Source organism: Sorangium sp. So ce836 (assembly GCF_028553905.1).
Taxonomy (GTDB): Bacteria; Myxococcota_A; Polyangia; order Polyangiales; family Polyangiaceae; genus Sorangium; species Sorangium cellulosum_D.
In genome coordinates, this window is sequence record NZ_CP102233.1 from 6,101,038 (window position 1) to 6,124,746 (window position 23,709).

Annotated in this window: 18 protein-coding genes; 8 read left to right on the plus strand and 10 right to left on the minus strand. The window is 70.8% G+C overall.

Annotated features, from left to right (window positions below; genetic code table 11):
- Nucleotides 1–5: 5 nt before the first annotated feature.
- The 6 genes from NQZ70_RS22050 to NQZ70_RS22075 all read right to left on the minus strand — a co-directional run bounded on the left by NQZ70_RS22050 (nucleotide 6) and on the right by NQZ70_RS22075 (nucleotide 6,270).
- On the minus strand, nucleotides 6–2,051 hold the full coding sequence (locus NQZ70_RS22050; RefSeq protein ID WP_165374097.1) for an alpha-ketoacid dehydrogenase subunit alpha/beta: 2,046 nt from the start codon (nucleotides 2,049–2,051) through the stop codon (nucleotides 6–8).
- The gene (locus NQZ70_RS22055) at nucleotides 2,051–2,629 is read right to left on the minus strand and encodes a 6-carboxytetrahydropterin synthase (RefSeq protein ID WP_129575960.1); all 579 of its coding nucleotides are present in this window, start codon (nucleotides 2,627–2,629) and stop codon (nucleotides 2,051–2,053) included. The genes NQZ70_RS22050 and NQZ70_RS22055 overlap by 1 nt, the downstream gene beginning before the upstream one ends.
- Complete coding sequence (gene folE, locus NQZ70_RS22060; protein WP_207217917.1) at nucleotides 2,626–3,345, minus strand: GTP cyclohydrolase I; 720 nt, start codon at nucleotides 3,343–3,345, stop codon at nucleotides 2,626–2,628. The genes NQZ70_RS22055 and folE overlap by 4 nt, the downstream gene beginning before the upstream one ends.
- A gap of 736 nt (nucleotides 3,346–4,081) precedes the next feature.
- The gene (locus tag NQZ70_RS22065) at nucleotides 4,082–4,372 is read right to left on the minus strand and encodes a SelT/SelW/SelH family protein (RefSeq protein ID WP_129575961.1); all 291 of its coding nucleotides are present in this window, start codon (nucleotides 4,370–4,372) and stop codon (nucleotides 4,082–4,084) included.
- A gap of 56 nt (nucleotides 4,373–4,428) precedes the next feature.
- Nucleotides 4,429–5,862, minus strand: coding sequence for a magnesium transporter (gene mgtE, locus NQZ70_RS22070; RefSeq protein ID WP_165374099.1), 1,434 nt, complete (start codon nucleotides 5,860–5,862; stop codon nucleotides 4,429–4,431).
- 105 nt (nucleotides 5,863–5,967) lie between these two features.
- A complete protein-coding gene (locus NQZ70_RS22075; protein WP_237245510.1) occupies nucleotides 5,968–6,270 on the minus strand; it encodes a hypothetical protein in 303 nt (100 codons plus the stop codon).
- A 73-nt stretch (nucleotides 6,271–6,343) separates the two neighbouring features.
- Here NQZ70_RS22075 and NQZ70_RS22080 point away from each other — a divergent pair, with 73 nt between their 5' ends.
- Nucleotides 6,344–7,963, plus strand: coding sequence for a tetratricopeptide repeat protein (locus NQZ70_RS22080; protein ID WP_237245511.1), 1,620 nt, complete (start codon nucleotides 6,344–6,346; stop codon nucleotides 7,961–7,963).
- 88 nt (nucleotides 7,964–8,051) lie between these two features.
- Here NQZ70_RS22080 and NQZ70_RS22085 read toward each other — a convergent pair whose 3' ends face one another.
- A complete protein-coding gene (locus NQZ70_RS22085; protein WP_129575963.1) occupies nucleotides 8,052–11,318 on the minus strand; it encodes a UvrD-helicase domain-containing protein in 3,267 nt (1,088 codons plus the stop codon).
- Between the two features lie 451 nt (nucleotides 11,319–11,769).
- Nucleotides 11,770–13,050 carry a phosphodiester glycosidase family protein gene (locus NQZ70_RS22090; protein ID WP_129575964.1) on the minus strand — a complete coding sequence of 427 codons (1,281 nt, stop codon included), beginning with the start codon at nucleotides 13,048–13,050 and terminating at the stop codon, nucleotides 11,770–11,772.
- Between the two features lie 451 nt (nucleotides 13,051–13,501).
- On the opposite strand from NQZ70_RS22090, the gene NQZ70_RS22095 reads away from it, so the two are divergent.
- The 5 genes from NQZ70_RS22095 to NQZ70_RS22115 all read left to right on the plus strand — a co-directional run bounded on the left by NQZ70_RS22095 (nucleotide 13,502) and on the right by NQZ70_RS22115 (nucleotide 19,066).
- On the plus strand, nucleotides 13,502–14,941 hold the full coding sequence (locus tag NQZ70_RS22095) for a DEAD/DEAH box helicase (RefSeq protein WP_129575965.1): 1,440 nt from the start codon (nucleotides 13,502–13,504) through the stop codon (nucleotides 14,939–14,941).
- A 94-nt stretch (nucleotides 14,942–15,035) separates the two neighbouring features.
- Complete coding sequence (locus NQZ70_RS22100; RefSeq protein ID WP_129575966.1) at nucleotides 15,036–16,067, plus strand: M23 family metallopeptidase; 1,032 nt, start codon at nucleotides 15,036–15,038, stop codon at nucleotides 16,065–16,067.
- Between the two features lie 91 nt (nucleotides 16,068–16,158).
- Entirely contained in the window at nucleotides 16,159–17,241 is a 1,083-nt protein-coding gene (locus tag NQZ70_RS22105; RefSeq protein ID WP_129575967.1) for an alpha/beta fold hydrolase, read from the plus strand.
- Between the two features lie 424 nt (nucleotides 17,242–17,665).
- Complete coding sequence (locus NQZ70_RS22110) at nucleotides 17,666–18,070, plus strand: hypothetical protein (protein WP_129575968.1); 405 nt, start codon at nucleotides 17,666–17,668, stop codon at nucleotides 18,068–18,070.
- A gap of 369 nt (nucleotides 18,071–18,439) precedes the next feature.
- Nucleotides 18,440–19,066, plus strand: a complete 627-nt coding sequence (locus NQZ70_RS22115) for a hypothetical protein (RefSeq protein ID WP_207217918.1) — start codon at nucleotides 18,440–18,442, stop codon at nucleotides 19,064–19,066.
- A gap of 121 nt (nucleotides 19,067–19,187) precedes the next feature.
- Here the strand turns inward: NQZ70_RS22115 and NQZ70_RS22120 are convergent, their stop codons facing one another.
- Entirely contained in the window at nucleotides 19,188–20,444 is a 1,257-nt protein-coding gene (locus NQZ70_RS22120) for a dicarboxylate/amino acid:cation symporter (protein ID WP_129575969.1), read from the minus strand.
- A gap of 153 nt (nucleotides 20,445–20,597) precedes the next feature.
- Between NQZ70_RS22120 and NQZ70_RS22125 the strand changes: the two genes are divergently transcribed.
- Together NQZ70_RS22125 and NQZ70_RS22130 are read left to right on the plus strand one after the other, a co-directional pair.
- Nucleotides 20,598–22,229, plus strand: coding sequence for a protein kinase domain-containing protein (locus NQZ70_RS22125; RefSeq protein ID WP_129575970.1), 1,632 nt, complete (start codon nucleotides 20,598–20,600; stop codon nucleotides 22,227–22,229).
- Nucleotides 22,230–22,299: 70 nt separating this feature from the next.
- Nucleotides 22,300–22,791: a hotdog fold domain-containing protein gene (locus NQZ70_RS22130; RefSeq protein ID WP_129575971.1), complete on the plus strand. Its 492-nt coding sequence runs from the start codon at nucleotides 22,300–22,302 to the stop codon at nucleotides 22,789–22,791.
- A 67-nt stretch (nucleotides 22,792–22,858) separates the two neighbouring features.
- Here the strand turns inward: NQZ70_RS22130 and map are convergent, their stop codons facing one another.
- Nucleotides 22,859–23,608, minus strand: coding sequence for a type I methionyl aminopeptidase (map, locus tag NQZ70_RS22135; RefSeq protein ID WP_129575972.1), 750 nt, complete (start codon nucleotides 23,606–23,608; stop codon nucleotides 22,859–22,861).
- Between the last annotated feature and the right edge of the window lie 101 nt (nucleotides 23,609–23,709).

Consider the following 23,709-nt stretch of genomic DNA (forward strand, 5'->3'; position numbering starts at 1 on the left):
GCGCGTCAGCGGCAGGAGCTCTCCTCTGCCGGCGACGAGGAGCGTGACATACTCCTCGCGGTGCCCGTGCTGCTCGTCAACAGCTCCAGGATTCGCTCGACAATGCTGTCTATTCCAGGGAACATCTGCGCTTCGAGCGGCTTGCTCGCCGGGATCGTCGCGCTAGGCGGGCCGATGCGCGCGACCTTCGGCAGCGATGGTCCCTTGAGCTCCGCGAGCTGCGCCACCACCTCCGCGCCGAAGCCCGCGAACCCTTGCCCCTCCTCGACGGTGACCGCCAGCTTGCTCCTCGACACCAGCTCGGCGTAGGGGAGCACACTGAACGGGAACACTTGAACAGGACATATGATTTGCGCCACCACGTCGTGCTCCTCGAAGAGCTTGTCCGCGACGTCCACCAGTACGTCGCCCAGCCCGCCATAGCCGAAGATCGTCACATCGATGCGGGTCGACCGCGGCGCCACCACGACCGCGGGGAAGGGCTCGTCGGACATCGTTCGCTCGAAGCCGGCCGGCGCGTCGCTCCGGACGTGCTTCGTATAGAGGACCTTGTTCTCGATCAACAGAACCGGATCCCCCTGGTGCTCGGCGAGCGCGCGATAGACGAGCTTCGGATCGATCAGGTTGTTTATCGCCAGCACCGTGAGCCCGGGGACACCCATGAAGTGCTTCTCCAGCGTCTGGCTGTGCGTCGGGCCATACCCTCTGCCTGCTCCCATGGGCGTTCGGATGACCAGGGGCACCCTCACTTGCTCGTTGTACATGTACCTGAACTTGGCGGCGTGGTTCAGGATCTGGTCGAACGCCAGCGTGAGGAAGTCGCCGAACATGATCTCGACGAAGGGGCGGTATCCTGCCATCGCGACCCCGCAGCCGATGCCGACGATCGCGCTCTCGGAGATCGGGGTGTTGAACACGCGACCCGGAAATCGATCCGACAGGCCGTCGGAGATCTTGAACGCCCCGCCATAGGGTGACTTGACGTCTTCTCCGATGAACAAGATCCTCGGGTCCCGCTCCATGATCTCCACGAACGCATCGTTGATCGCGCGTGACATTCGGAGCGGCGCCGCTCGGCTCGCGGGTACCGGCGAGAAGGACGGCGCCCGTGGCGCGCGCGCGGCGCTGGTTGGCGACGGATAGCGCGCTGACCGTGCGGCCGCTATCGCCTGTTCGACCGTCTCGCGGACCTCGGCCAGGTCCGGCGCGAGCTCTGCCTCCCGCTCGCGCAGAGCGACGTTGATCGGGTCGATGCTCCTGAAGTGCTCGATCTCGTGGATGTCCCTGTTGTCATCGCCCTTCGAGTGCGCCTTCAGCCGGTAGGTGTCGACCTGCAGCAGCGACGGCCTCGACTGGCGTCTCGTGTATCCCGCCAGGTCTTCCGCCGCCGCGAACAAGCCGCGCCAGTTCCAGGTGTCGGCTTTGACAGATCGCACCCCGAAGGCGCGCGCTCGTTCGCAGATGTCGCCCGCCAACGTCTCGGAGTGATGCGTGGACTGCGCGTAGAAGTTGTTTTCGAGCACGATCAGCAGCGGCAGGCTCCACTTGGACGCGATGTTCAAGACCTCATAGAGCACGCCCTCTCCGAGCGTTCCGTCGCCGATGAACACGACGGAAATACTGCCGCTATCGAGCAGCTTCCTCGCGAATGCCAGACCGGCTGCTACTGGTACTATCCCGCCCTGGATCCCGTTCGAGAAGAAGCCGTCCTTGCACAGGTGCTGGCTGCCCCCTCTGCCGCCACACACACCCAGCTCCTTCCCCAGGATCTCCGCGATGAGCCCCGTCACATCCCCGACGCGCGACAAGAAATGCCCATGGCAGCGGTGGTTCGAGAAGATCGAGTCCTCTGGCTGGAGGAACTCGCACACGATCGCACCGGACAGCTCCTGGCCTATGCAGGTATGAACGGTTCCGTGCAGCTCGCCCTCTGCGTACAAGCGCAGCAGCGCCTCCTCCGTCTCTCGTATCAGCAGCGATTTTCGGAAGAGTCGCCGTTCGACGTCCGAGAGCGGGCTGGCAGCGGTCATCGTGGTATCTTCGACGCTCATCACGGGACTATCTGCTTGGACGAAGCTCTGGACTTTCTGCTGTCGTAATCGATCTTGCCCATCGATTTGGCGAAGAGCGTCAGCTCGTCGCGCCTCTGCGCGAGAAACATACCTCGCTCATCGGTGTGTATCGCGTCGGCGCCGCAGTCTGTATAGCAGTTGGGAGTCTCGTACAGCCGGACGTGGTGAATCTTCAGGTGGTCCCATGCTTGGAAGAGCAGCTCCATCGCCAGAAATATCTCCTTGGCGATGTTCTCTACGGTCGGGTTGCAGTAAGCGCCGCCGTTCAGGCTCATGAGCCAGAACTTGCTACGCGTGGCATGGACCGCGGTGATGAAGTCTGCATCCCGAGGGTTGAGGATCGATGCATGATCGAGGAGATCGTCGATCCAGGTCGCTCCAACCCGCTTGATCTCCTTGAAGTCGATGGCGTACCCGATGTGCTGCACCTGATCGAAGGCGAACGTGAGCTCATACAGGTACGTATGGCCATGAATGTTGAAGCACTTGAAGCTCTCGTCCATGACCCGGTGCGCGGAGTCAAACGAGCCCTTGCGGGTGATATACTGTACGGTCACTTGATCCCTCGAATGAGCTCGTAGAACTCGGCCCTCGCCGGTCCAGCGGGGTCGCTGAACAGGCCCGAGAACATGTGGGTTTTCATGCGGCTGTCGTGATGCCTCACCCCTCTGCATCGAACGCAGTTGTGCACGGCGTCGACCAGGACGGCGACCCCCTCGTTCCCCTCGCACACCTTATCGATGCCGTTGTGGATGGACACTGTGAGCCGCTCCTGGATGAGCGCCCGCCTTCCGAAGTGCTCCACGATTCGATTGAGCTTCGATAAGCCGAGAACACGGCCATTCGCTCCCGGGACATAGGCGACATGGACGTGCCCGACGATCGCCTGATGATGATGGGAGCACATGGAATTGAGGGCGATCCCGCCTTCGAAGATGTGCCCCCTATAATTGTCCGCCGGGAATGTAGTAATCTGGGCCATGGGCTGGTAACGCCCCTTCCAGAGGTCGAAGACGTACGCGGTGGCGACTCTCTTCGGGGTGTCCGCGGAGTTCGGGTCGCTCTTCCAGTCGACCCCCAGCGCCGTCAAGAACTCACCGAACGAGATGGCCGCTCTCTCAACGATCGCTGACAGCTCCTGTTCCGTCAGGCTCGCGTCAGCGCCGTGCGTGCTGCGCTTCTTGGCCAAGTACGTGGAAATGCCGTCGGCGTGGCCGGGCGGCGCGACTTCTAATTCATGGTATCGCATTTGCATTCTCTCGTGTGCCAGCATCTCGGGATCAGCTCAGTCGTCGAGAATAGGACGCTCGCATCATGGGCTCACAGTAGCCGCTCGTGGGGTCGAGGCCCGCGCCATGGCAAGCGGGCGGTGCTTGCACCGTGGCCGGCCCGCAGACGTCATCTCGTACCTCGCTCATCTTGCGTTCGTGCCCGGCCTCGGGCGAGGCCGTCGCCGCCCCGGTGCCGACGCACAGATCCGCTGCGGCCGCGGGCTAGGCCCCCTATGTATCCGGTGCCCGCGCGCGAGCGGCGCGAAACGCATGTTCGGGTGCACAAATCTCGCGCTGGAAACCCGAACTGCCCCCCGCGGTTACGTCGATTACATCAGCATTTTGATCGTGTCAACTCGGCGCGTGCAATTCTGCGATTTTTCGACGCCCGATTTTGCAATCGGAGGCTGCCGCGCACGAGGAGGTACTCAGGGACGTTGCCGGAGGGACCAGGTCCCGTCACGAGAGGCGCTCGTCGAACCGCTGGCTCTCAAGGGGCACCGCCGCGCGCTCGTGTTCACCCTTCTCCGCCCCGACCGTGGCGCCAAGCGCCTGCGCGCTGCCGACGCGCGGCTCTCTGGCCCGGAGTGCCGCCGCTGTCGCCGCGGGCACGCAAGCCGCCTGGCAATCGTCCAGGTAAACAAATGAGTAGCAGCTGGGGACTGAGCAACGAGGGTGGCTTGTTTCGGTATCGGCGATTGCGTGCAGCCGGGCTGAGCGCGCCGGAGCAGCGCCTCCTTATCGGTCGGAGTGGCCGAGGGGGCGGCCCGGGGCGATCCGGTCGCGGATCGCTTGCTTCAGCTCCTTGGGCTCGGGGAAGCGCTCGGCGGCGGCGCGCGAGAAGAGGAGATCCCCGTCGAGCGTGACGTCGAAGATGCCGCTCCCGCCCGGCGACAGGAGCACGTCGATCTCGTCGGGGAACGTGATGAGCAGCTCCTGAGCGAGCCAGGCGGCGCGCGTCAGCCAGCGGCACTTCGGGCAGTACCGGATCGCGACGAGCGGGCGCTGCGAGGCGGGGGCGGTGTCCATGGCGCGAGCGTAGCGCGATCGGACGGCGCGAGCGCTGGCTCAGGCCGAGCGCTGGCTCAGACGAGGAACGCCCGCGCCAGCCCGAGGAAGATGAAGAAGCCCATGCTGTCCGTGGTGAACGTGAGCAGGACGCTCGATCCCTGGGCCGGATCGCGGCCCAGGCGCTGGAGCACGATCGGCACCGCGCAGCCGACCATCGCCGCCACCACGAGGTTGAGCAGGATGGCCGCAGCCATCACCAGCCCGAGCGGGACGCTGCTGTAAAGGGCCATGGCGGCGAGCCCCACCAGCGTGCCCCAGACCGCGCCGTTCATCAGGCCCACGAAGAGCTCCTTTTGCAGGAGATGGCGCACGTTCGCCCGCGTGATCCGGTCGAGCGCGAGGCCCCGGATGACGAGCGCCACCGTCTGATTGCCGGTGTTGCCGCCGACGCTCGCCACGATCGGCATCAGCGCGGCCAGCGCCACGAGATCCCGAATGGTGCTCTCGAAGAGGCCGATGACCCGCGAGGCCATGAACGCCGTGAGCAGGTTGACGAACAGCCAGAGCCAGCGGTTCCTCGCGCTCGTCCACGCGGGGGCGAAGTAGTCCTCCTCGCCCGCCAGGCCCGCGCGCCGCAGCGCCTCGCTCTGGGCCTGCCGCCGCAGGAAATCCATCACCACATCGACGGTCAGCCGGCCGATCAGCTTGCCGCGCTCGTCCACCACCGGCGCGGCGATGAGGTCGTACCGCTCGAACGCCTTGGCCGCGTCGCTGGCCCGCTCCCGCGGCGTGAAGCTCACCACGTCCGTGGACATGACCGCGCTCACGCGCGCGCTCGGCGGGCGGAGCAGCAGGTCCTTGAGCGAGAGCGTGCCGCGGAGCACGTTGCGCACGTCGACCACGAACAGCGCCTCCGTGTGCGACGGCAGCTCGGCCCGCCGGCGCACCTCCTCGAGCGCGCCCGCGATATCCCAGCTGTCGCGCACCCAGACGAGCTCCGGGCTCATCAGGTGGCCGACCGAGTCGTCCGGGTACGCGATCGTCGACCGGAACAGCGACTGCTCGCGCGCGTCCAGCGACTGGTACACCTCCGCCACGATCTCCGGGTCGATCGACTCGTTGATGTAGGCGAGATCGTCGGGGTCGAGCTGGCCGAGGAGCGCGATCAGGCGGCCGCGCTCCGTCTCCGCCACGAGCGAGTCGCGGACCGACGGCGAAGCCTCGAGCAGCACCTGTGCGGCGTGGTAGGGCTCGAGCTCAGCCCAGACCACAAGCCGGTCCGGCTGGGGGAGCACCTCGATGATGTGAGCGAGGTCCGCCGGGTGCAGATCCCTGAGCTTCCGCTGCAGCAGGGCGAGATTTTGACGGTGGACCAGCGACTCGATCAGCTCTTTGTTCTTGCTCTCCTGCTTGTGGGTCAGGGCCTCGATGACGCGTTGCTTTTCGAGCAGGGTAGTTACCAGGCTCTGGCTCTCTTGCAGTCTCTCCTGGGACCTGGACGTGCTCATGGAGGCTCCGGGCGCGGGCGGCGCGCCGAGCATAGCCCGGCACGGACCGCGCGGCCGGCGTGCGGGCGCGCTGCCGCGCTCGCCATATTGACCGGACCCCACGGCTCATGGTTCTGTCGGCCCGATGAAGCGCGCCTTCGAGATGTGCGTGGTTGGGCTCTCGCTCGCAGCGACGGCCTGTGGACCGGGCCTGGATCCCGAGGTGGTCGTGCACCCGCCCCGGCCCACCGTCTTGCCCGCGAGCAGCGCCGGCGAGAACACCGGCGGGTGTCCGGCCATCGGCCACACCGAGCCGCTCATCGTCGACTGGCTCACGACCCGCCGCTCCGATCTCGGCCTCGCGATGAAAGAAGGCGTCGCCGTCGTCTCGTACGACTGCACGACGTTGAAGCTCCTCGCGCAGTGCAAGCTCCCAGGGACCTACTCCTACGCGGGCGTGAGCCGGAACGAAAACGTAATTCAATTAACAAATCCTGCGGAGATGCAGGCGAACGTTCCGTTCGGCGCGCCGGCGCTCAGCACCGCGATCGAAGGCAACCAGACGGCGGCGATCGACGTGGCGCTCGTGCCCGCAGGGAGGATGGCGACCACGGTGACCTCGGCCTCGGCGCAGGACCTCTCGGGCAGCTGCGAGGGCGCGACGCACTTCGTGCGCGCGGCGCTCCTCGGGGCCTTCGCGATGGCGCCGGGCAGCCGCGGCGCGGCGCGGACGGTCGATCAGGTCTTCGCGGCGGTCGGGCCTGCGGCGGCGTCGAGCCAGGGGGGCACGTCGAGCCGGGAAGGGGAGCTCGAGGCGTGCCGGGCCGCGAAGCCCGACGCGCAGGCCCCGACGGACCGCTGCCATGCGCCGCTTCGCCTGGAGCTCGTCCCGCTGGACGCGAAGAAGGCAGAGACGGCCGAGCCGGCGGCGAAGCCGGCCGAGGAAGAGCTCCCGAAGCTGTCGAGCTCGTGCCCGGTCGGGACGGTGCGGAGCGGGGCGAAGTGCTCGCCGCCGGCGGGCGCGCCCGCGCACCTGTGCGAGCCCGCAGACGCGAGGGCGTGCGCGGCGCAGTGCGGGAAGGGCGACGTCGGCAGCTGCTATCACCTCGGGACTCACTACCTGAGCGGCAAGGACCTGCCGCGCGACGACGCGAGGGCGGCGGAGCTGTTCGAGAAGGCGTGCGGCGCCGGCGTCTCGCAGGCCTGCTACGCGCGGGCGCGGCTGCAGCTGCGCGACATCCAGAGCGCCAAGGTGCCGCCGGACACCGCGGGGCGGGCCAAGGTGCGCGAGTTCGCCGACAAGGCGTGCGAGATGGGCGACGGCTGGGCGTGCTTCAGCGCGGCCGAGTGGTACCTGAGCGAGGGCCCGCAGGCGGCCCTCCCGAAGGATGCGACGCGCGCGGTCGCGTTCCTCCGGCGCGGCTGCGATCTCGGGTACGGGCCGAGCTGCAGCGCGCTGGGCAAGATGCTCATCGAGGGGAAGCTCGCGGCGAAGGACGTGGCCGTGGCCGTGGCCGTGCTCCAGCGCGCGTGCGAGGGGGGCGAGGCCGAGGACTGCGTCGACCTCGGGGACATCCTCCGCAAGGGGCAGGGCGCGCCGAAGGACGGCGTGAAGGCGATCGCGGCGTACCGGCGGGGCTGCAGCCTGGGGGACATGCGCGCGTGCAACGCCGCGGGCGCGGTCTACGCGGAGGGCGACGGCGTGCCGAGGGACGTCGCGAAGGCCTATTCGTTCTTCGAGAAGGGTTGTCCGGAGAAGGGCTTCGGCGCCGAGGCGTGCATGAGCCTCGCCGGGATGTACGAGAAGGGGACCGGCATTCCGAAGGACATGGCGCGCGCCGCCGCGCTCTACGAGAAGGTGTGCGGCTCGGGCGGCTGCCTGCGGGCCGCGGAGATCTGGCAGCGCGGCGACGGGGTGACGGCCGACGCGGAGCGGGCGTTCTCGCTGTACGAGAGGGCGTGCTCGCAGTGGGGGGAGAAGAGGGCATGCGACGCGTTCGGCGCGCTCCTGGAGAAGAAGGACAAGGAACGCGCGCGCACCTTCTACGCGGAGCAGTGCTCGCGGACCCAGGACAAGGCGGCGTGCGCGAGCCAGAAGCGGCTCGGCGGCGCGCGCAAGTAGGCGAGGGCCGCGGCGCTCCGGCGAACCGCGAGCTCACGGCGTCGCGGCGGGTGCTCCCTCGCGCCGGAGCGCAGGGCTCACCGCGCGCCTAGAACAGCTTCATCTGGCGATCGGCCGCCGCGCGCGGCTTCTTCTGCGCCTCCGGCGACGGACCGGCCCGCAGGAGCAGCCGCTCCTCGACCTCGCGCACGAACGGCGAGATCTCGGTCTCGACCACCTTGCCGTGCCGCGCGCGCTGCATCGCGCGGGTGAGGAACAGCCGCTCTCGCGCCCGCGTCATGCCGACATAGAAGAGCCGGCGCTCCTCGGCGACATCCGTCTCCTCCCTGCCAGGGAACCGCAACGGGAGCAGGCCGTCCTCGCACCCCACCAGGAAGACCACCCGGAACTCGAGCCCCTTGGCCGCGTGCAGCGTGAGGAGCGAGATGCGGTCGGCCCGCGGATCCCACGCGTCGATCTCGGTGCTCACCGCGAGCTCGATCGAGAAGCGATCGAGATCCCCTCCGCAGCGCTCCGCGAGCGGCAAGAGCAGCTCCAGCGCCGCGTCCACGTCGGCCTCGCCGAGGCGCGCCGCGCCCTCCGCGGGCGGAGCGCCGTCCACCGCCGGCTGCGCGACCTCCTCCCGCAGCCGCGCCGCGGCCGCCTTGAGCCGCGCCGCGAGCGGCCCCGGCGGGGCGCCGGCCAGCGCCCGCGCGAGCGCCTCCGAGGCCGCGCGCTCGACGAGGCGGCGCTCGGACCGCCGCTGGAACGGCATGCCCGAGCGGGCGAACGCCTCCCGGAGCGGCTCCGATTGCGCCTCGGTCCGGTAGAGCACCGCGAAATCCGAGAAGGGATACTCGCCGCCCGCCGCAGGCGAGTCCACCCGCCCGCTATCCATCGAGAAGAACGTCGACCCCCCGAGCATCCGCTCGATGGTGTGGACCACGCGCTCGGCCTCGGCCGCCTCCGTGGGCGACTCGTGGACCGCCACGAGCTCCACGCCCCCCGCGCTCGGCAGGAGCTCCCGCGCGCCGAGCGTCGGCGAGGGCGCGATCACCTGGAGCGCCGCCTCGACGATCGGGCGCGACGAGCGGTAATTCCGCTTCAGCCTCACCACCCGCGCCGCCGGGAAGTCCTGCTGGAAGCGGAAGAAGAAGCCCACGTCCGCGCCGCGGAAGCCGTAGATGGCCTGATCCGGATCGCCGATGGCGCAGACGTTCCCGCCGGGCGGGACCAGCGCGCGCACGAGCCGGTACTGGCGCTCGTCGATGTCCTGGTACTCGTCGATGGAGAGGTACCGGGCCCGCGCGCGCGCCGCGGCGAGCGCTTCGCCCTGCGCCTCGAGGAGCAGGACCGCATGGCCGATGAGATCGTCCAGGTCGAGGAGCCCGCGTGCGGCGAGCTCGTCCTCGTACACCTTCCACGCGCGGTCGAGGTGGCGGTCGATCTCGCCGTCTTCGGCCGGCGCGCCCTCCTGCGGCCGGGGCGCGTCGGCGTGGCGCGGGTAGCGCCGCTTCAGCGCGGCGATGTCGGCGAGCAGCCGGGCCGCCCGCCGCTCCGGGACGCTGAGCGCCGCGGCGAGCAGCGCCATCCGCTCGCGCTCGCCGGCGATCCCGGGCAGAGCGGCGCCCGCGGCCTGCGCGTGCTCGCGGAGCAGCGAGAGGCCGAGCGCGTGGAAGGTCATGGCCGGCACGCGGCCGCCGGCCTCGCCGAGCAGCGCGCCGAGGCGCTCCCGCATCTCGTCGGCGGCCCGGCGCGTGAAGGTGATCGCGAGGCACTGCTCCGGCGGCACGCCGAGATCCAGGACGAGGTGGGCGATCCGGTGCGTGAGCGTGCGGGTCTTGCCCGTGCCCGGCCCCGCGAGGAGGAGCACCGCGCCCTCGGTGAGCTCCGCCGCAGCCCGCTGCTCCGGGTCGAGCCCGTCGAGCAGCGCCGCGCCGCCCGGGGGCCCCCCGCCGGGCGGCGCGCCGAGCGACGCCTCGCCGGCGGGCCCCGGCGCGCGCTCGGCCTGGGCCCGGCCGCGGCGCGGGGGCGGCCGCGACGCCTCGGAGGCGCGCGCCGGCGCGGACGGCGGCCCGGGCGCCGCGGGCTCGGGCTGGAAGAGGAGCCCGCCCCCGCGGCGCTGGGTGAGCTCCTCCGGCTGGAAGACCCGGATCACGCCGTACTCGCCGTCGTAGCCGGCGTCGCGGATCACGCGCCCCTCGCGCATCCGCGCGATCGCCTCGGAGAGCAGCGGCGTCCCGGCGCGCTCGATCTCGTCGAGCGGGGCGTCGCCGAGGAGGAACAGCTCGGGGCCGAGCCGCGACAGCACCCGGTCGTAGCTCCGCTGCACCACCTTGCTGGAGGCGCCCAGGCCGTGGAGCTCGGCCAGCACCTCGGGCAGCGGCACGAGGTTGCGGAACGCGCTCGCGCCCTCGGGGCGCACCCCCTCCTCGCGGTCGGCGAGCTCCTCGACCCGGTGCAGCACGCCCACGGTGACCGGGTGCCCGCACACGGGGCACGCGAGGGAGAGCGCCCGCGTCTCCGCCGGCGACAGCACGACATTGCACTTCCGGTGGCCGTCGAGGTGGTATTTGCCCTCCTCCGGGAAGAACTCCACCGTGCCGCCGAAGCCCTGTCCGGTCTCCAGGGCGCGCCGGATCGCGAAGTAATCGAGCGGCGCGTCGAACGCCGTGGCCTCGCGGCCGAGCTTCGCGGGCGAGTGCGCGTCCGAGCTGGAGACGAGCCGGTAGCGATCGAGCCCGGAGATGCGCCAGTTCATCGCGGGATCGGACGAGAGCCCGGTCTCGAGCGCGAAGATGTGCGGCGCGAGATCGCCGTAGCACTCCTCGACCGCGTCGAAGCCGGCCTTGGAGCCGAGCACCGAGAACCAGGGAGTCCAGATGTGCGCCGGCACGAGGTAGGAGCCATCGCCCGACTCCAGCACGATCTCGAGCAGGTGGCGCGAATCGAGCCCCAGGATCGGCCGCCCGTCGGCGGTCAGGTTGCCGATCTTCGAGAGCGCGCGGACCATCCGGTCCGCCGCCGCGAAGTCGGGCGCGTAGAGGAGATGATGGATTTTGCGCGTCCGATCTCCCTTCTTGTAGATCGTCGAGATCTCCACCGAGAGGACGAAGCGGGTCGGCCCGCGGCACGCGCCGGGGAGCCGCTCCGAGACCGCGCGCTCGAGGTCGTCCCGCAGGCGAAACAGCCCTGGCTCCGCGGGCACGAGGCTCTCGCGGAGCTCGGCCATCCACGCCGGATGGGTGAAATCCCCCGTGCCGATCACCGAGATGCCCTTGCGCTGAGCCCAGTAGCTCAGGTGCGCAAGATCGCAATCGCTGCTCGTCGCGCGGGAATACTTCGAGTGCACATGGAGGTCTGCATAGAAACGCATGGGTTCCGCCGTGAGGACGTATCGAACTCCCTCGCGCTGTCAATTGCAGACACCGCTGTTTTTGTCGAATATCGCCAGGAAAATGAGTCACGATCAACGTAAAGACATGCGCTGCGCGAACAGGTTTGATCCATGGCAAAAGACGCTCGCTGAACGTAAAGGGCAGCGCGGCGTGAAGAGGCCTCAATATATGGTAAAGATCGATCGCTCGATGCAATGAGTCCAGGAGCCCGGGTGAGCTCGCCGGGAGAGGATCTCGCTCAGGCAGGTTGATCGCTGCGGACCTGCGCCCGCGAGCGCCTGGGTCTGGATGGCCCTGCCGAACGGCCCTGTGGTGCGCTCGCGCGGCGCGGCGCGACGCGTGCCACGCCAGCGCGCCAGCCGGAGCCCAGCCGGCGCGCTCGTCAGCGCGAGGGCCAGTCCGGCGGGGGCCGCCGCGCGCCGCGCGGGGTCACGGCGTCGCGGTGGAGGGCGCCGGGGCCTTGCGGGTCAGGTAGAAGAAGTCGCGCAGGGAGCGCTTGCGGATGTACTCGTCTTCCGAGAACTCGAAGCCGCTCGCCAGCGCGACCGGCATGAGCGCGCCGCCCTCGCCGGGCTCGTAGAGCAAGAACTTCGGGTACGACCAGTTCACGTCGAGCTGGGCCACTGCCGTGGCGCCGACGTGGCGCAACCCGAGCGCGATGGCGGGCGCCGTCGTGTGGTTGCTGATGGCCACGAAGAGGACCTTGCCGTCGCGGTCGAGCCCCACCGCGGAGCGGCGGATCACCGTGTTGCCGTCCAGCGTGGCGCCCCAGTTGCGGACCTCGGGCACGCGGAGCGCCGGGTGGAGCTCGCCCTCGTCGACCATGCAGCTCGGCGTCTGCCGCCACCACCGCATGGCGCCCTCGTCGGCGGCCATGCGGGCCCACGGCGCGATCTGCATCCGGCCGTCGCGGTGGAGCGCGAGGGTGCAGCCGTTCTCCCGCGGGCGCACCAGCGTCACGCCGTCGATCCGCATGCCCCACTGACCGTGCTCGGTCATGAAACCGCCGTTGAACGCCGCGAGCAGCCGCTCGTGGTCCGCCTTCGGGATCTTCGCGGGCCGCTCGTAGGTCTTGCCCTCCTCGGTCATCGCCGCCGGCTCCCGCGAGCCGGCCATGAGGTGGACGTCGACCCCCGAGAGATCCACCGCCACGATGAACAGCTCCGCCCAGGAGCGGTGCGGATCCGGGTGGATCAGCGTCTTGTAGAGGCGCGGGGGGTCGCCCGGGCGCGCGCGATCCACGATGGGCACCCATTGCCCGTCGCCGGGCGCCGGCCAGGCCGCGTGCGAGGGGCCGACGTCCTTCGGCCGGAACGCCGCCGCCACGACCGCCGGGGCGACCGCGGCGCTCGCCTCGGCGGCGGGCGCGGCCGGCGCCGGCGCCTGCTCGGGCACCTCCCAGTACGTCTTCGGCGGCTCGTTCTTGCGAAGGACCTGGTGGACGCGATCCTCGACGCCGTAGGCGGTCTCCTCGAGCGCGGTCACGTTCTCGGCCCCGATCACGGAGCGCAGGCCGTTCGCGACGAGCGGACCCATCCACGGAATCCGGTGCACCGCGATCCACAATCCGACGCCGGCGAGCCCCGAGACGGCGAGGGAGCCGAGGGCCCAGCGCCGCAGCCGGCGGCGGCGCTGCGGAGCGCCGGGGCGCTGCGGCGCGGAGTGCCCGGCCTGGGCCGGCGTGTTCGAGGCTTCGGCGGTGTCGGCCATGGAGTGCTGCGCGTGCTGCGGGGGGTGCGGCGCTCGGAGGGGAGCTGCGAAGCGACGCGGGCGCTCGCGAGCCGCGGTCCCCCCGGCTCGGGGAGGGTGTAGCACGATGCGCCGAGCGCACGGAACCCGCTCCGCGCACGGCGCTGCTCGGAGCGGAGCGGATCCGCGAGCGCGGGCCCGACCGTCGCGTCCGTCACGGCGCGCGGCGACGACTCGCTGCCGGGCTCGCGGTCGCGCCTCGACTTCCTCACCGCGCCGTACTAGAGTCGCGGCCTCGGACTGACCTGGCACGGGTCGCGGTGCTCGGTCGCTGTCATGTGGACCTCGCAGCCTCCGCTGAGGGAGGCGCGAGGCGGCAGCTCTCCGTGATCGGGCCCTCCGCAGAGGAGGGCGCGGTGCCGCGGCGCTTTCCGCCCTTGCTCAGGAGGGGCTCTCCACGAGCCCGATGTCCATGGAATTTGCCGATCTCAAGCTCATCGACCCGCTGCTCCGCGCCATCGAGGCCGAAGGATACAGCGCCCCGACGCCCATCCAGCAGCAGGCCATCCCGCCGATCCTCGAGGGCAACGACGTCCTCGGGTGCGCGCAGACCGGGACGGGCAAGACCGCCGCGTTCGCCTTGCCGATCCTGCAGCGCCTCGCGCAGGCCGGCGCGCCGAGCCAGCGCGGGCTCCGCGTGCTCGTGCTCACCCCGACGCGCGAGCTCGCCGCGCAGGTCGGCGAGAGCTTCACCACGTACGGCAAGAACCTCGGCCTGCGGACCGCGGTCGTCTTCGGCGGGGTGGGGCAGCGCCCCCAGATGGAGGCGCTGCGCCGCGGCGTCGACGTCCTCGTGGCGACGCCGGGCCGGCTGCTCGACCTCTGCTCGCAGGGCATCTCGCCGTTCGGGCGGCTCGAGACGCTCGTGCTCGACGAGGCCGACCGGATGCTCGACATGGGGTTCATCCACGACATCCGGCGCGTGCTCGCGATGCTGCCCGAGCGCCGCCAGACGCTCCTGTTCTCGGCCACGATGCCCCCGGACATCCAGAAGCTCGCGGACAGCATCCTGCACCGCCCGGTGCGGGTCGAGGTCGCGCGGGTCGCCACCACCGCCGAGAACATCGACCAGCGGGTGGTCTTCGTCGAGCGGTCCGACAAGCGCGCGATGCTGGAGCACGTGCTCAAGGATCCCGCGCTCCGCCGGGCGATCGTGTTCACCCGCACCAAGCACGGCGCCAACCGCGTGGTCCAGCAGCTCGGCCGCGCGCGCATCGAGGCCGTCGCCATCCACGGGAACAAGTCGCAGGGCGCGCGCGAGCGGGCGCTCGCGAGCTTCAAGCAGGGGACGACGAGCGTGCTCGTCGCGACCGACATCGCGGCGCGCGGCATCGACATCGAGGACATCTCGCACGTGATCAACTACGACCTCCCGAACATCCCGGAGAGCTACGTGCACCGCATCGGCCGCACGGCGCGCGCCGGGGCGTCGGGGGTGGCGCTCTCGTTCTGCGACATCGAGGAGCGCCCGTACCTCGCCGACATCGAGCGCCTCATCCAGAAGCGCCTCCCGCTCCTCTCCATCCCCGGCATCCCCTGGCTCCAGCCCGATCCCAGGCCCGCCCATCAGGCGCAGCCGCAGGGGCGGCCCCAGGCGCAAGGTCGGCCGCAGCAGCAGCGGCCGCAAGGGCAGGGGCGGCCCCAGGCGCAGGGCAGGCCCCACCAGCGGCCGCAAGGGCAGGGGCGGCCCCAGGCGCAGGGCAGGCCCCAGCCGCACGGGCACGCCCGGCCTCAGGGACCGGCGCGGCCCCAGCCGCAGGGGCGGCCCGAGGGACAGGCGCGGCCTCAGCCGCAGGGACAGCCCCAGGCGCGACCGCAGCCGCGCCACGATACCCCGCGCGCGGACAACTGATCCGCTCCACCCGCCGCTCCCATCGGCGCGTGCCTGCATTGCCCACCTCCACATTATTTTCGCGGTGTGCGCAATTTCTGGCACGATCTCGGCCATGCGCGTCCCCGCCATCGTCGTAAGCTTGCTCACCATCGCCGCCTGTGATCGCGGCGCTCCCTCGAGCTCGCCCGCCGCGGATGCCCAGGCCTCCGCCGCTCCGGCGCCGGATGCCTCCGCCGCGCCGCTCGCCTCGGCCAGCGCGCCGGCCCCGGCGAGCGCGGACGCGGCGGGCGACGCCGGCGCCGCGCCGGCCCCGGCCGACGCCGACGCGGGAGCGGCCGCGGCGGCGAGCGCGGACGCGGTCGATGCCGGTCCCCCCGCTGCCGACGACGGCCGGCTCACGGTGGAGGGGCGCGTCGTGCAGGGAGGGCTCCTCCGCGCCAAGCTGAACGGCAAGCTGCGCCGGATGGCGTTCCCCGGCCACCGCGTGACCGTGAGCGATGAGGGGGAGTTCCTGATCGCCTTCTCGCGCAACGCGCCAGCGCACGAGAAGCTGACCATCACGTTCGACGACGGACAGGTGCTCGAGAAGCTCTTCGACGTGGAGCAGCGCACCTACGAGGTCGACAAGGTCGACAACCTCCCGGAGAACATGGTCAAGCTCGACATGGCCACGCGCGTGAAGCTCACGCAGGCCGAGAAGAAGCTCGACGCCGTCCGGAACAAGTACACGAAGAAGAACTGCTACAAGAACGGCTTCATCTGGCCGTCGAAGGGCCCGGTCACCTCGCGGTACGGCCAGCCCCGCGTGCTCAACGGCACGGACGGCGGCGTCCACTGGGGCGTGGACATCGCGGTGCCGGTCGGGTCGCCGGTGCGCGCGCCCGCCTGCGGCAAGGTCGTCTTCGTCGAGAAGGACCTCCCGCTGAGCGGCCACACCATGATCATCGATCACGGCCATGGGCTCACCTCCACGTTCATCCATCTGCACGGCTTCGCCGCGAAGGTGAACGACGAGGTCAAGCAAGGTCAGGTCGTCGCGACCGTCGGCATGACCGGCCGCACGAACGGACCGCACCTCGACTGGCGCATGAACCTCTTCGAGACGCGCGTCGATCCCGAGCTCCTGGTCACGCCCGCGAAGTGACGGCCGGCCTCCGGGGCTGCCGGCGGCCCGCGCCGCTCCTCCGCAGCGTCGCCACCCTCGTCGTCCTGATACGCCACCCGGAAGGTCCCTGTTGAGAACGCTCGCGCTCACCCCCGTCCTCGCGTCGCTCCTCCTCTCGATCGTCGCGGCCTCCGGCTGCGCGCCCGCCTCCCGCGTCGAGCCTCGGCCGGCCGCGCGCCCCGAAGGGCCGCCGGCCGCGCAGCCCGCGGGGAAGCCGGCGGCCGGCCTCGACCCGGAGCTCACGTCGTACGCGTATCCTTATCCGGTCAAGTACTTCGAGGTCGAGTCGCAGCGCCAGAAGCTCCGCATGGCGTACATGGACGTGCAGCCCGAGAAGCCGAACGGCCGCGCGGTGCTCCTCCTCCACGGCAAGAACTTCGCCGCAGCGTACTGGGAGCCGACGATCCGGGCGCTGACCGAGCGGGGTTTCCGGGTCGTCGCGCCCGATCAGATCGGGTTCGGCAAATCGACGAAGCCCGCCGCCTATCAGTTCAGCTTCCACGGCCTGGCCGAGATGACGCGCGGGCTGCTCGATGCCGTCGGCGTCCAGCGGCCGGTCGTGGTCGGCCACTCGATGGGGGGCATGCTCGCCGCGCGCTTCGCCCTCATGTTCGCCGACCGGACGGAGCGCCTCGTCCTCGTGAACCCCATCGGCCTCGAGGACTGGAAGACGGTGGTCCCGTATCGCGCCATCGACGCCTGGTACAAGCAGGAGCTCGAGGCGACGCGCGACAGCATCCGCGAGTACCAGCGCAAGAGCTATTACGACGGGGCGTGGAAGCCCGAGTACGAGCGCCAGATCGAGATCCAGGCGGGCTGGACGGAGCACCCCGAGTATCCGCGCGTCGCCTGGTGTTCCGCGCTCACGTACGACATGGTCTTCACGCAGCCCGTCGTCTACGAGCTGCCGCGCCTCCGCACGCCCACGCTGCTCATCATCGGGCTGCGCGATCGGACCGCGCTCGGCCGCGCCTGGGCGCCGAAGGAGGCCGCTGACGCGCTCGGCGACTACACGACGCTGGGCAAGAAGACCGCGCAGGCGATCCCCGGCGCCAAGCTGGTCGAGCTGCCCGGCGTCGGCCACCTGCCGCAGGTCGAGGCGTTCGAGAAGTACCGGGACGCGCTCGTGGGCTTCCTCGAGCAAGCTCCTTAAGGGCGCCCCGCACGCCGGCGCTCCCGGGGCGGCGCGGGCCTGGGAGAACGGGCGAGCGCGCTGGACAGCCAGGACGACATGGCCTCTCCGCCAAGGACATGACCCGTCGAGAGGTGCCGTGTCCCGTGGCGGGTGGGCGATCTCGGGGCAATGTGCCACAGACGAGATCTCCAGGGTACAGGCCATGAGGCCGCGGCGGCGCTCGGTATTCCAGGAGCGCGGCGCTCGCGGTGGCCAGCGCGGCCGCAGCACGCCAGCGCAGGCCGGCTGACAACCCCCCTCGGCGCCGTGGAATGATGGAATGGCCGCCGAGCTCGCCGCGGAGGACGGCCCTCCGCGCCGGGCTGCCCTGCGGCATGCGCCTTGCAGCTCGCCAGACCGACGAAGGCACTCAAACCAAAGTTAGGATTGCAAGGAGTCGGTCATGAAGATCCTGTCGCCTCGAGTTCATGGGTACATCGATTATGCAGTTGCGGCCATCTTCCTGCTGGCCCCGTCGCTGTTCGGCTTCGGTGGGTTCCCGGAGACGCTCTGCTATATCCTGGGCGCCGTGCACGTCGGCATGACGCTGCTCACCGCGTTTCCGCTGGGCGCCGCCAAGGTCATCCCGTTCCCGGTCCACGGAGCGCTCGAGGCCGCGGTCGGCGTGTTCCTCGTCGCCGCGCCCTGGCTGTTCAACTTCGATGAGGCGGCGCCCGCGGCGAGGAATTTCTTCGTCGTGTCCGGCGTGGCCATCGGCCTGGTCTGGCTCCTGACCGACTACCGTTCGGCCTACGCGACGACGGCGGCCAGCGCGCGTTACCGCTCGGAACACCAGTCGTTCTCCTGATGACGGCGTGAGCGTTCCTCGCGAATCGTCGCCGCGGCCGGGGCTCAGCCTCGGCCGCGCGCCTTTTTGTCTCCCGGAGGGCGAACGCGGATGTCGACCACGCTCCGCGCGCGCGGCGCGGGCCGCGAGGCGGTCGCCGCGCGCGCCGGCGCCCTGGAGGTGGTGGCGGTCGGCGGCGCGGTGGTGGATCGAGCGAACCTGCGGCAAGCTCATGCAAGGCGGGAGGATAGACGCCGAGCTCATCCACGAGCGGACGAGCTCGGCGGATGAGACGGCGCTCTGCCTCCCTTCGCTCCCTCGTTGCTGCCTCTGGCTGCTCCGTTGCAGCCGCGTTTCGTCCAATACACAGCGATTTGTCGCGAACGCCAGATGCGCCTGGTGCTGCTGGCCTGTTCGACCGGGGCGGCGGCGACGGCCTGTCGCTATCGTGGATGGTCCTCCGTTCGGTTCGGCCATCCATCCGCTCCGTCCGAAGCCCTGTCCGCTCCCCTGGAGGAAAGCGCCGCGCTCCAAGCCTTGGATATTGCTCCGATCCGGGCAGGGAGCTATTTCAATCCCCGCAACGACCTGACGGAGAGAAAAGCCATGATGAACATGCCAATGAGCTCGATGCCGATGATGTGTACGACGATGCCGTCGATGAGCGGCATGATGCCGATGGGCGGCATGATGCCGATGATGCCCAACATGATGGGTATGATGGGTATGATGCCGAGCATGATGGGCGGCATGATGCCGATGATGTCCGACATGATGGGCATGATGCCCAACATGATGATGAGCCGCATGATGCCGAACATGATGGGCATGATGCCCGGCATGATGATGCCGAACATGATGGGCATGATGCCCAACATGATGATGGGCGGCATGATGCCGAACATGATGGGCACGATGCCCGGCATGATGATGCCGAACATGATGGGCATGATGCCCGGCATGATGATGCCGAACATGATGGGCATGATGATACCCGGCATGAAGATGGCGGCCTGATCTCGGGATCGAGGACAGACATCAACAACCCCGATGAGCGGGAGCGCTGGCTCTCGCTCATCGGGGTTTTGTGCTGGCGCGAGGCCTTACCCGCGAGGCGCGGCGCTCCGGCCCTGCCCGGTCACGCCCCGGCCGTCTCCGGCGGCTTCGGGTGCTGATCCCGCGATACGAACACCGCGGCGGCCAGATCCCCCACCACGTTGATCACGGTCCGGCACATGTCGAGGAACCGGTCCACGCCGAGGACCAGGCCGAGCCCCTCGGGCGGGATCCCGAGCAGACCCAGGATCATCGCGATGACGGGGAGCGAGCCGGCCGGGATGCCCGCGGTGCCGATGCCCCCGAGCACCGAGATGAGCATCACGATCGCCTGCTGCCCGAAGGTCAGCGACACGCCGTAGACCTGCGCGAGGAAGAGCACGGTCACCCCCTCGAAGAGCGCCGTCCCGTTCTGGTTCATCGCGGCGCCGGCGGTCAGCACGAACCGCGCGACGGACGGCGGCAGCTTGAGCTCCTCCTCGGCCACCTTCAGCGCGGTCGGCAACGTCGCGTTCGACGAGGCGGTCGAGAACGCCGTCACGATCGCCGTCCGGCTCCCGCGGAAGAACGCGATCGGCGACATCCCGCCGAGGAAGCGCACCGAGAGCGAGTACACCACGAACATGTGCAGCCCGAGGCCGAGCAGCACCGTGAGCACGTACGCCGCCAGCTGCTGCATGATGCCGATGCCCATGCGGGACGTGATCGTGAAGAGCAGCGCGCCCACGCCGATCGCCGCGAACCGGAGCACCCCCTCGATGAGCCGCATCGAGACGTCGAACAGCCCCTGGATGACCTCGCGGAGCCGCGCCGCCGCCTCGGTCGGGGTGAGCGACAGCGCGAGGCCGAAGAGCAGCGAGAACGTGATCACGGCGAGCACGTCGCCCCCGGCCGCCGCCTTGATGACGTTGTCCGGCACCATCGCGATGATCATCCCCACCGGCGAGGTGTCGACCGGGGCGGTGGCCGCCTTGATCCCGCCGCCGTGCGCGAGGCTCCGGACCGCCTCGGGCAGGCCGTCGCCCGGGCGGATCACGTTCACCAGGACGAGGCCGATCAGCACCGCGATGGCCGAGACCACGGCCGTGTAGCCCAGCGTCCGCAGGCCGAGCCGGCCGACGTGCTTCAGATCGAGCTCGCAGACGCCCATGACGAGCGCCGAGAACAGGATCGGGAGCACGAGCATGAACAGCAGGCGCAGGAAGATCTGGCCCACCGGGTAGGTGATGTGATCGACGATCCAGGTGAGCGCCGGGGAGCCCGCAGCGACCGCGTTCGCCGTCAGGCCGCCCGCTGCCCCCACCGCGACCCCGAGCAGCATCGTTCGATGCGATGACATGACGCCACCTTACACAAGCCGCGGCGCCGTGAGCCGCGGAGTTCGCGCCCCGATCGCCCTCCTCGGCCGCGAGAGCGACCGCCGTCCCGGGGAGGCCAGGGCCGCCCGCCGCCTGTCCAAGCCCGCGCGGATCCATTACGCTCGCCGCCGGGCATGCTGAAGCCGGGCGATTCGTTCGAGCGCTACACGATCGAGGCCGCCATCGGACAAGGGGGGATGGGCTGCGTCTACCGGGCGCACGACGCGCGGCTCGGGCGGCGCGTCGCCGTCAAGGTGATCGCGGGCGGCGCCATGGACCACGACGCCGGCGCGCGCCTGCTCCGCGAGGCCCGCGCGGCCGCCGCGCTCGATCACCCGAACGCCGTCTCGATCTTCGACGTCGGCGAGCTCGATGGGACGCCGTTCATCGTGATGGAGCTCGTCGACGGCCGCACCCTGCGCAGCGCGATCGGCGCCGCCGAGGCGCCGGTCCCGACCCGGGTCGGCTGGCTCGCCGACGTCGCCCGCGCGCTCGCCGCGGCGCACCGGCGGGGGCTCGTCCACCGGGATATCAAGCCGGAGAACGTGATGGTCCGGGACGACGGCGTGATCAAGGTGCTCGATTTCGGCATCGCGCGCCGCGCCGCCGGCGGCGCCGATCCGACCGCGTCCACCGAGGCCCCCGCGCTGCCGACGCTGACCGCCCTCGGCGTCAAGCTCGGGACGCCCGTCTACATGGCCCCGGAGCAGATCCGCGGCGCCGAGCTCGACGGGCGCGCGGACCAGTTCGCGTGGGGCGTGCTCGCGTTCGAGCTCCTCACCGGCCGGCTGCCCTGGCGCGGCGCCGGCGACATGCTGGCCGTCGTCGCCTCGATCCTCACCGACGAGGCCGACCGCGCCCCGCTCGACGCCGCCGCGCCGCCCGCGGTGAGCGCGGTCGTGCTGCGCGCGCTGTCGAAGCGCCCCGAGGACCGGTTCGCGTCGATGGATGACCTCGTGCGCGCGCTCGAGGCGGCCGGGCGGGGCGAGGCGCCCGCCGCGATGCCGGCGCCGCACGCGCAGGCGCCCGGCGCGAAGGGGAGCGAGGCGCCCCGCGGCGGCGAGACCGCGGCGCAGCGGTTCTCGACCGAGGAGGTCCGCGACGTGCTCGCGCGGGCGATCGAGCGCCAGGCCTCGGGCGAGGCCGGCGCGGCGCGCGCGCCGCGGGGCGACGCGCGGCTCGGCTTCGACGACCTGCTCGCCGCGGCGAAGGAGGTGGGCGTCGACCCGGAGGCGCTGCGCGAGGCGAGCCGCGCGCTGCGCGCGCGCGAGCGCGACGGCGTCGAGCGGAAGACCGGCGCGGCGACCGCCGCCGAGCGCGCCGCCTGGCTCCGGCGCAAGCGCCGCAACTTCTACCGGCACCTCGGCGTCTACCTCATCGTCAACGCGGCGCTCCTCACGGTCGCCTTCCCGCTCGGCGTCGTGCTCTGGGCGGCGATCATCCCGCTGGGCTGGGGCATCGGCGTCGCCATCCACGCGCTCGTCGCGTTCACCGCGCACGAGGACGACTGGGCCGAGGAGGCCGAGCGCATGCAGCTGTGGCGCGAGCACCACCGCCGCATGCACGAGGTGGCCCTCGCGAGGGCGGTCGGCAGGGGCCCGCGCCCCGGGGCGGCCCGGCGCCAGCGCATCGAGGGGGCGGACGAGGAGCGGCAGGGCAGGCTCCGCGTCGGGTCGGACACGGCGCGCTCCAGGGCGGAGGAGGCGGAGCAGGCGGAGGAAGAGGCCGACGTCGCGGTGAGCAAGGCGCGGCGGCGGCGGCGCTGACCCGACCATCCGCGCGCTGCCCGCCCCCGAGAGCGAGGCGCCGGGCCGGCATGCGCTAAGCTCGCCGTATATGTCCAAGCCGAGTTTCATCGCCCGCGCCCTCGCCCCGCTCCAGGTGCTCCCGCCCTTCCTGCGCTCGCGCGCGCAGACCGTGCTGTTCCAGCGCATGGTGCCGTTCACGGGGACCGCGGGGATCCAGTTCGAGGAGGTGGGCCCGGATCGGGTGGCGCTGCGGCTCGCCAACGGCCGCAGGGTGCGGAACCACATCGGCGGCGTGCACGCGGCGGCGGCGGGGCTCCTGGCCGAGACCGCGACCGGCTTCGTGGTCGCCGTCAACCTCCCCGACGGCAAGCTGCCGCTCCTGCGCAGCATGAAGGTCGACTACACGCGCCGCGCCCGTAGCGGGCTGCGCGCGGTCGCGACCCTGTCCCCCGAGCAGCGGCAGGCCTTCCTGGACCAGCCGAAAGGGGACGTGGCCGTCGCCGTCACCGTGACGGACGAGAGCGGCGCGTCGCCGATGGAGTGCGAGTTCGTCTGGGCCTGGGTGACCAGGGGGGTGTGACGGCGCCCGGGCCGCCGGCGCGATCGCGCGCGGCGCGCCGGGCTCGCGCGCCGCGCGGCCGCTCGTGTCAGAGCGTCAGGATCTCGTAGCCGTCCCGCGTGACGAGCACGGTGTGCTCGAACTGCGCCGAGAGGCTGCCGTCCTCGGTGACGATGGTCCACCCGTCGTCGAGCGTGCGGATGTGGTGCGATCCAAGGTTGACCATCGGCTCGATCGTGATGGCCATGCCGGCGCGGAGCCGCAGGCCCGCCCCGCGCACGCCGGTGTGCGCGACGTGCGGCGGCAGGTGCATCTTCCGCCCGATGCCGTGCCCGCCGACCTCGCGGACCACGGTGCACCCCTCCGCCCGCGCGAGCTCCTCGATCGCCGCGCCGATGTCGCCGAGCCGCGCCCCGTCGCGCACGACCGCGATCCCAGCGTCGCGGCACCGCCGGGCGACGTCCACCACGTGCCGCGCCTCGGCGCTCGGCTCCCCGACGAAGAACGTCGCGGAGGTGTCGCCGTGGTAGCCGTCGAGCTCCGTGGTCACGTCGACGTTGATGATGTCGCCCGGCTGGAGCACCTCGTCGCGCCGCGGGATCCCGTGGCACACGACGTGGTTCCGGCTCGTGCACACCGCCGCCGGGAAGCCCTTGTACCCGAGCTGGCTCGGGCGGCCGCCGCGCTGCGCCGTGTCCTCGCGCACCCACCGGTCGATGTCCGCGGTCGTCACGAAGGGCGAAAGCCGCGCCCCGACGGCGGCCAGGGTCGCCGCGGCCGCGCGCCCGGCGCGCCGCATCGCCTCGCACGCGCGAGGCCGAAGGATGTCCACGTTCATGCGAGGCGTATGCGCGCGCGGCGCGCGGCCATCCAATACTGTTTTGATCTCGGGCGCCCGCGCGCGGCTCCTCTCCCGAGCGCCGTTCGAGTAGAATCGTG

Excerpts from the sequence above, each read along its gene's own strand:
- NQZ70_RS22050 (WP_165374097.1), bottom strand. The coding sequence starts at position 2,051 with ATGAGCGTCGAAGATACCACGATGACCGCTGCCAGCCCGCTCTCGGAC.
- folE (WP_207217917.1), bottom strand. The coding sequence starts at position 3,345 with ATGCTGGCACACGAGAGAATGCAAATGCGATACCATGAATTAGAAGTC.
- NQZ70_RS22065 (WP_129575961.1), bottom strand. The coding sequence starts at position 4,372 with ATGGACACCGCCCCCGCCTCGCAGCGCCCGCTCGTCGCGATCCGGTAC.
- mgtE (WP_165374099.1), bottom strand. The coding sequence starts at position 5,862 with ATGAGCACGTCCAGGTCCCAGGAGAGACTGCAAGAGAGCCAGAGCCTG.
- NQZ70_RS22080 (WP_237245511.1), top strand. The coding sequence starts at position 6,344 with ATGCAGGCGAACGTTCCGTTCGGCGCGCCGGCGCTCAGCACCGCGATC.
- NQZ70_RS22085 (WP_129575963.1), bottom strand. The coding sequence starts at position 11,318 with ATGCGTTTCTATGCAGACCTCCATGTGCACTCGAAGTATTCCCGCGCG.
- NQZ70_RS22090 (WP_129575964.1), bottom strand. The coding sequence starts at position 13,050 with ATGGCCGACACCGCCGAAGCCTCGAACACGCCGGCCCAGGCCGGGCAC.
- NQZ70_RS22095 (WP_129575965.1), top strand. The coding sequence starts at position 13,502 with ATGGAATTTGCCGATCTCAAGCTCATCGACCCGCTGCTCCGCGCCATC.
- NQZ70_RS22100 (WP_129575966.1), top strand. The coding sequence starts at position 15,036 with ATGCGCGTCCCCGCCATCGTCGTAAGCTTGCTCACCATCGCCGCCTGT.
- NQZ70_RS22110 (WP_129575968.1), top strand. The coding sequence starts at position 17,666 with ATGAAGATCCTGTCGCCTCGAGTTCATGGGTACATCGATTATGCAGTT.
- NQZ70_RS22115 (WP_207217918.1), top strand. The coding sequence starts at position 18,440 with ATGCGCCTGGTGCTGCTGGCCTGTTCGACCGGGGCGGCGGCGACGGCC.
- NQZ70_RS22120 (WP_129575969.1), bottom strand. The coding sequence starts at position 20,444 with ATGTCATCGCATCGAACGATGCTGCTCGGGGTCGCGGTGGGGGCAGCG.
- NQZ70_RS22125 (WP_129575970.1), top strand. The coding sequence starts at position 20,598 with ATGCTGAAGCCGGGCGATTCGTTCGAGCGCTACACGATCGAGGCCGCC.
- NQZ70_RS22130 (WP_129575971.1), top strand. The coding sequence starts at position 22,300 with ATGTCCAAGCCGAGTTTCATCGCCCGCGCCCTCGCCCCGCTCCAGGTG.
- map (WP_129575972.1), bottom strand. The coding sequence starts at position 23,608 with ATGAACGTGGACATCCTTCGGCCTCGCGCGTGCGAGGCGATGCGGCGC.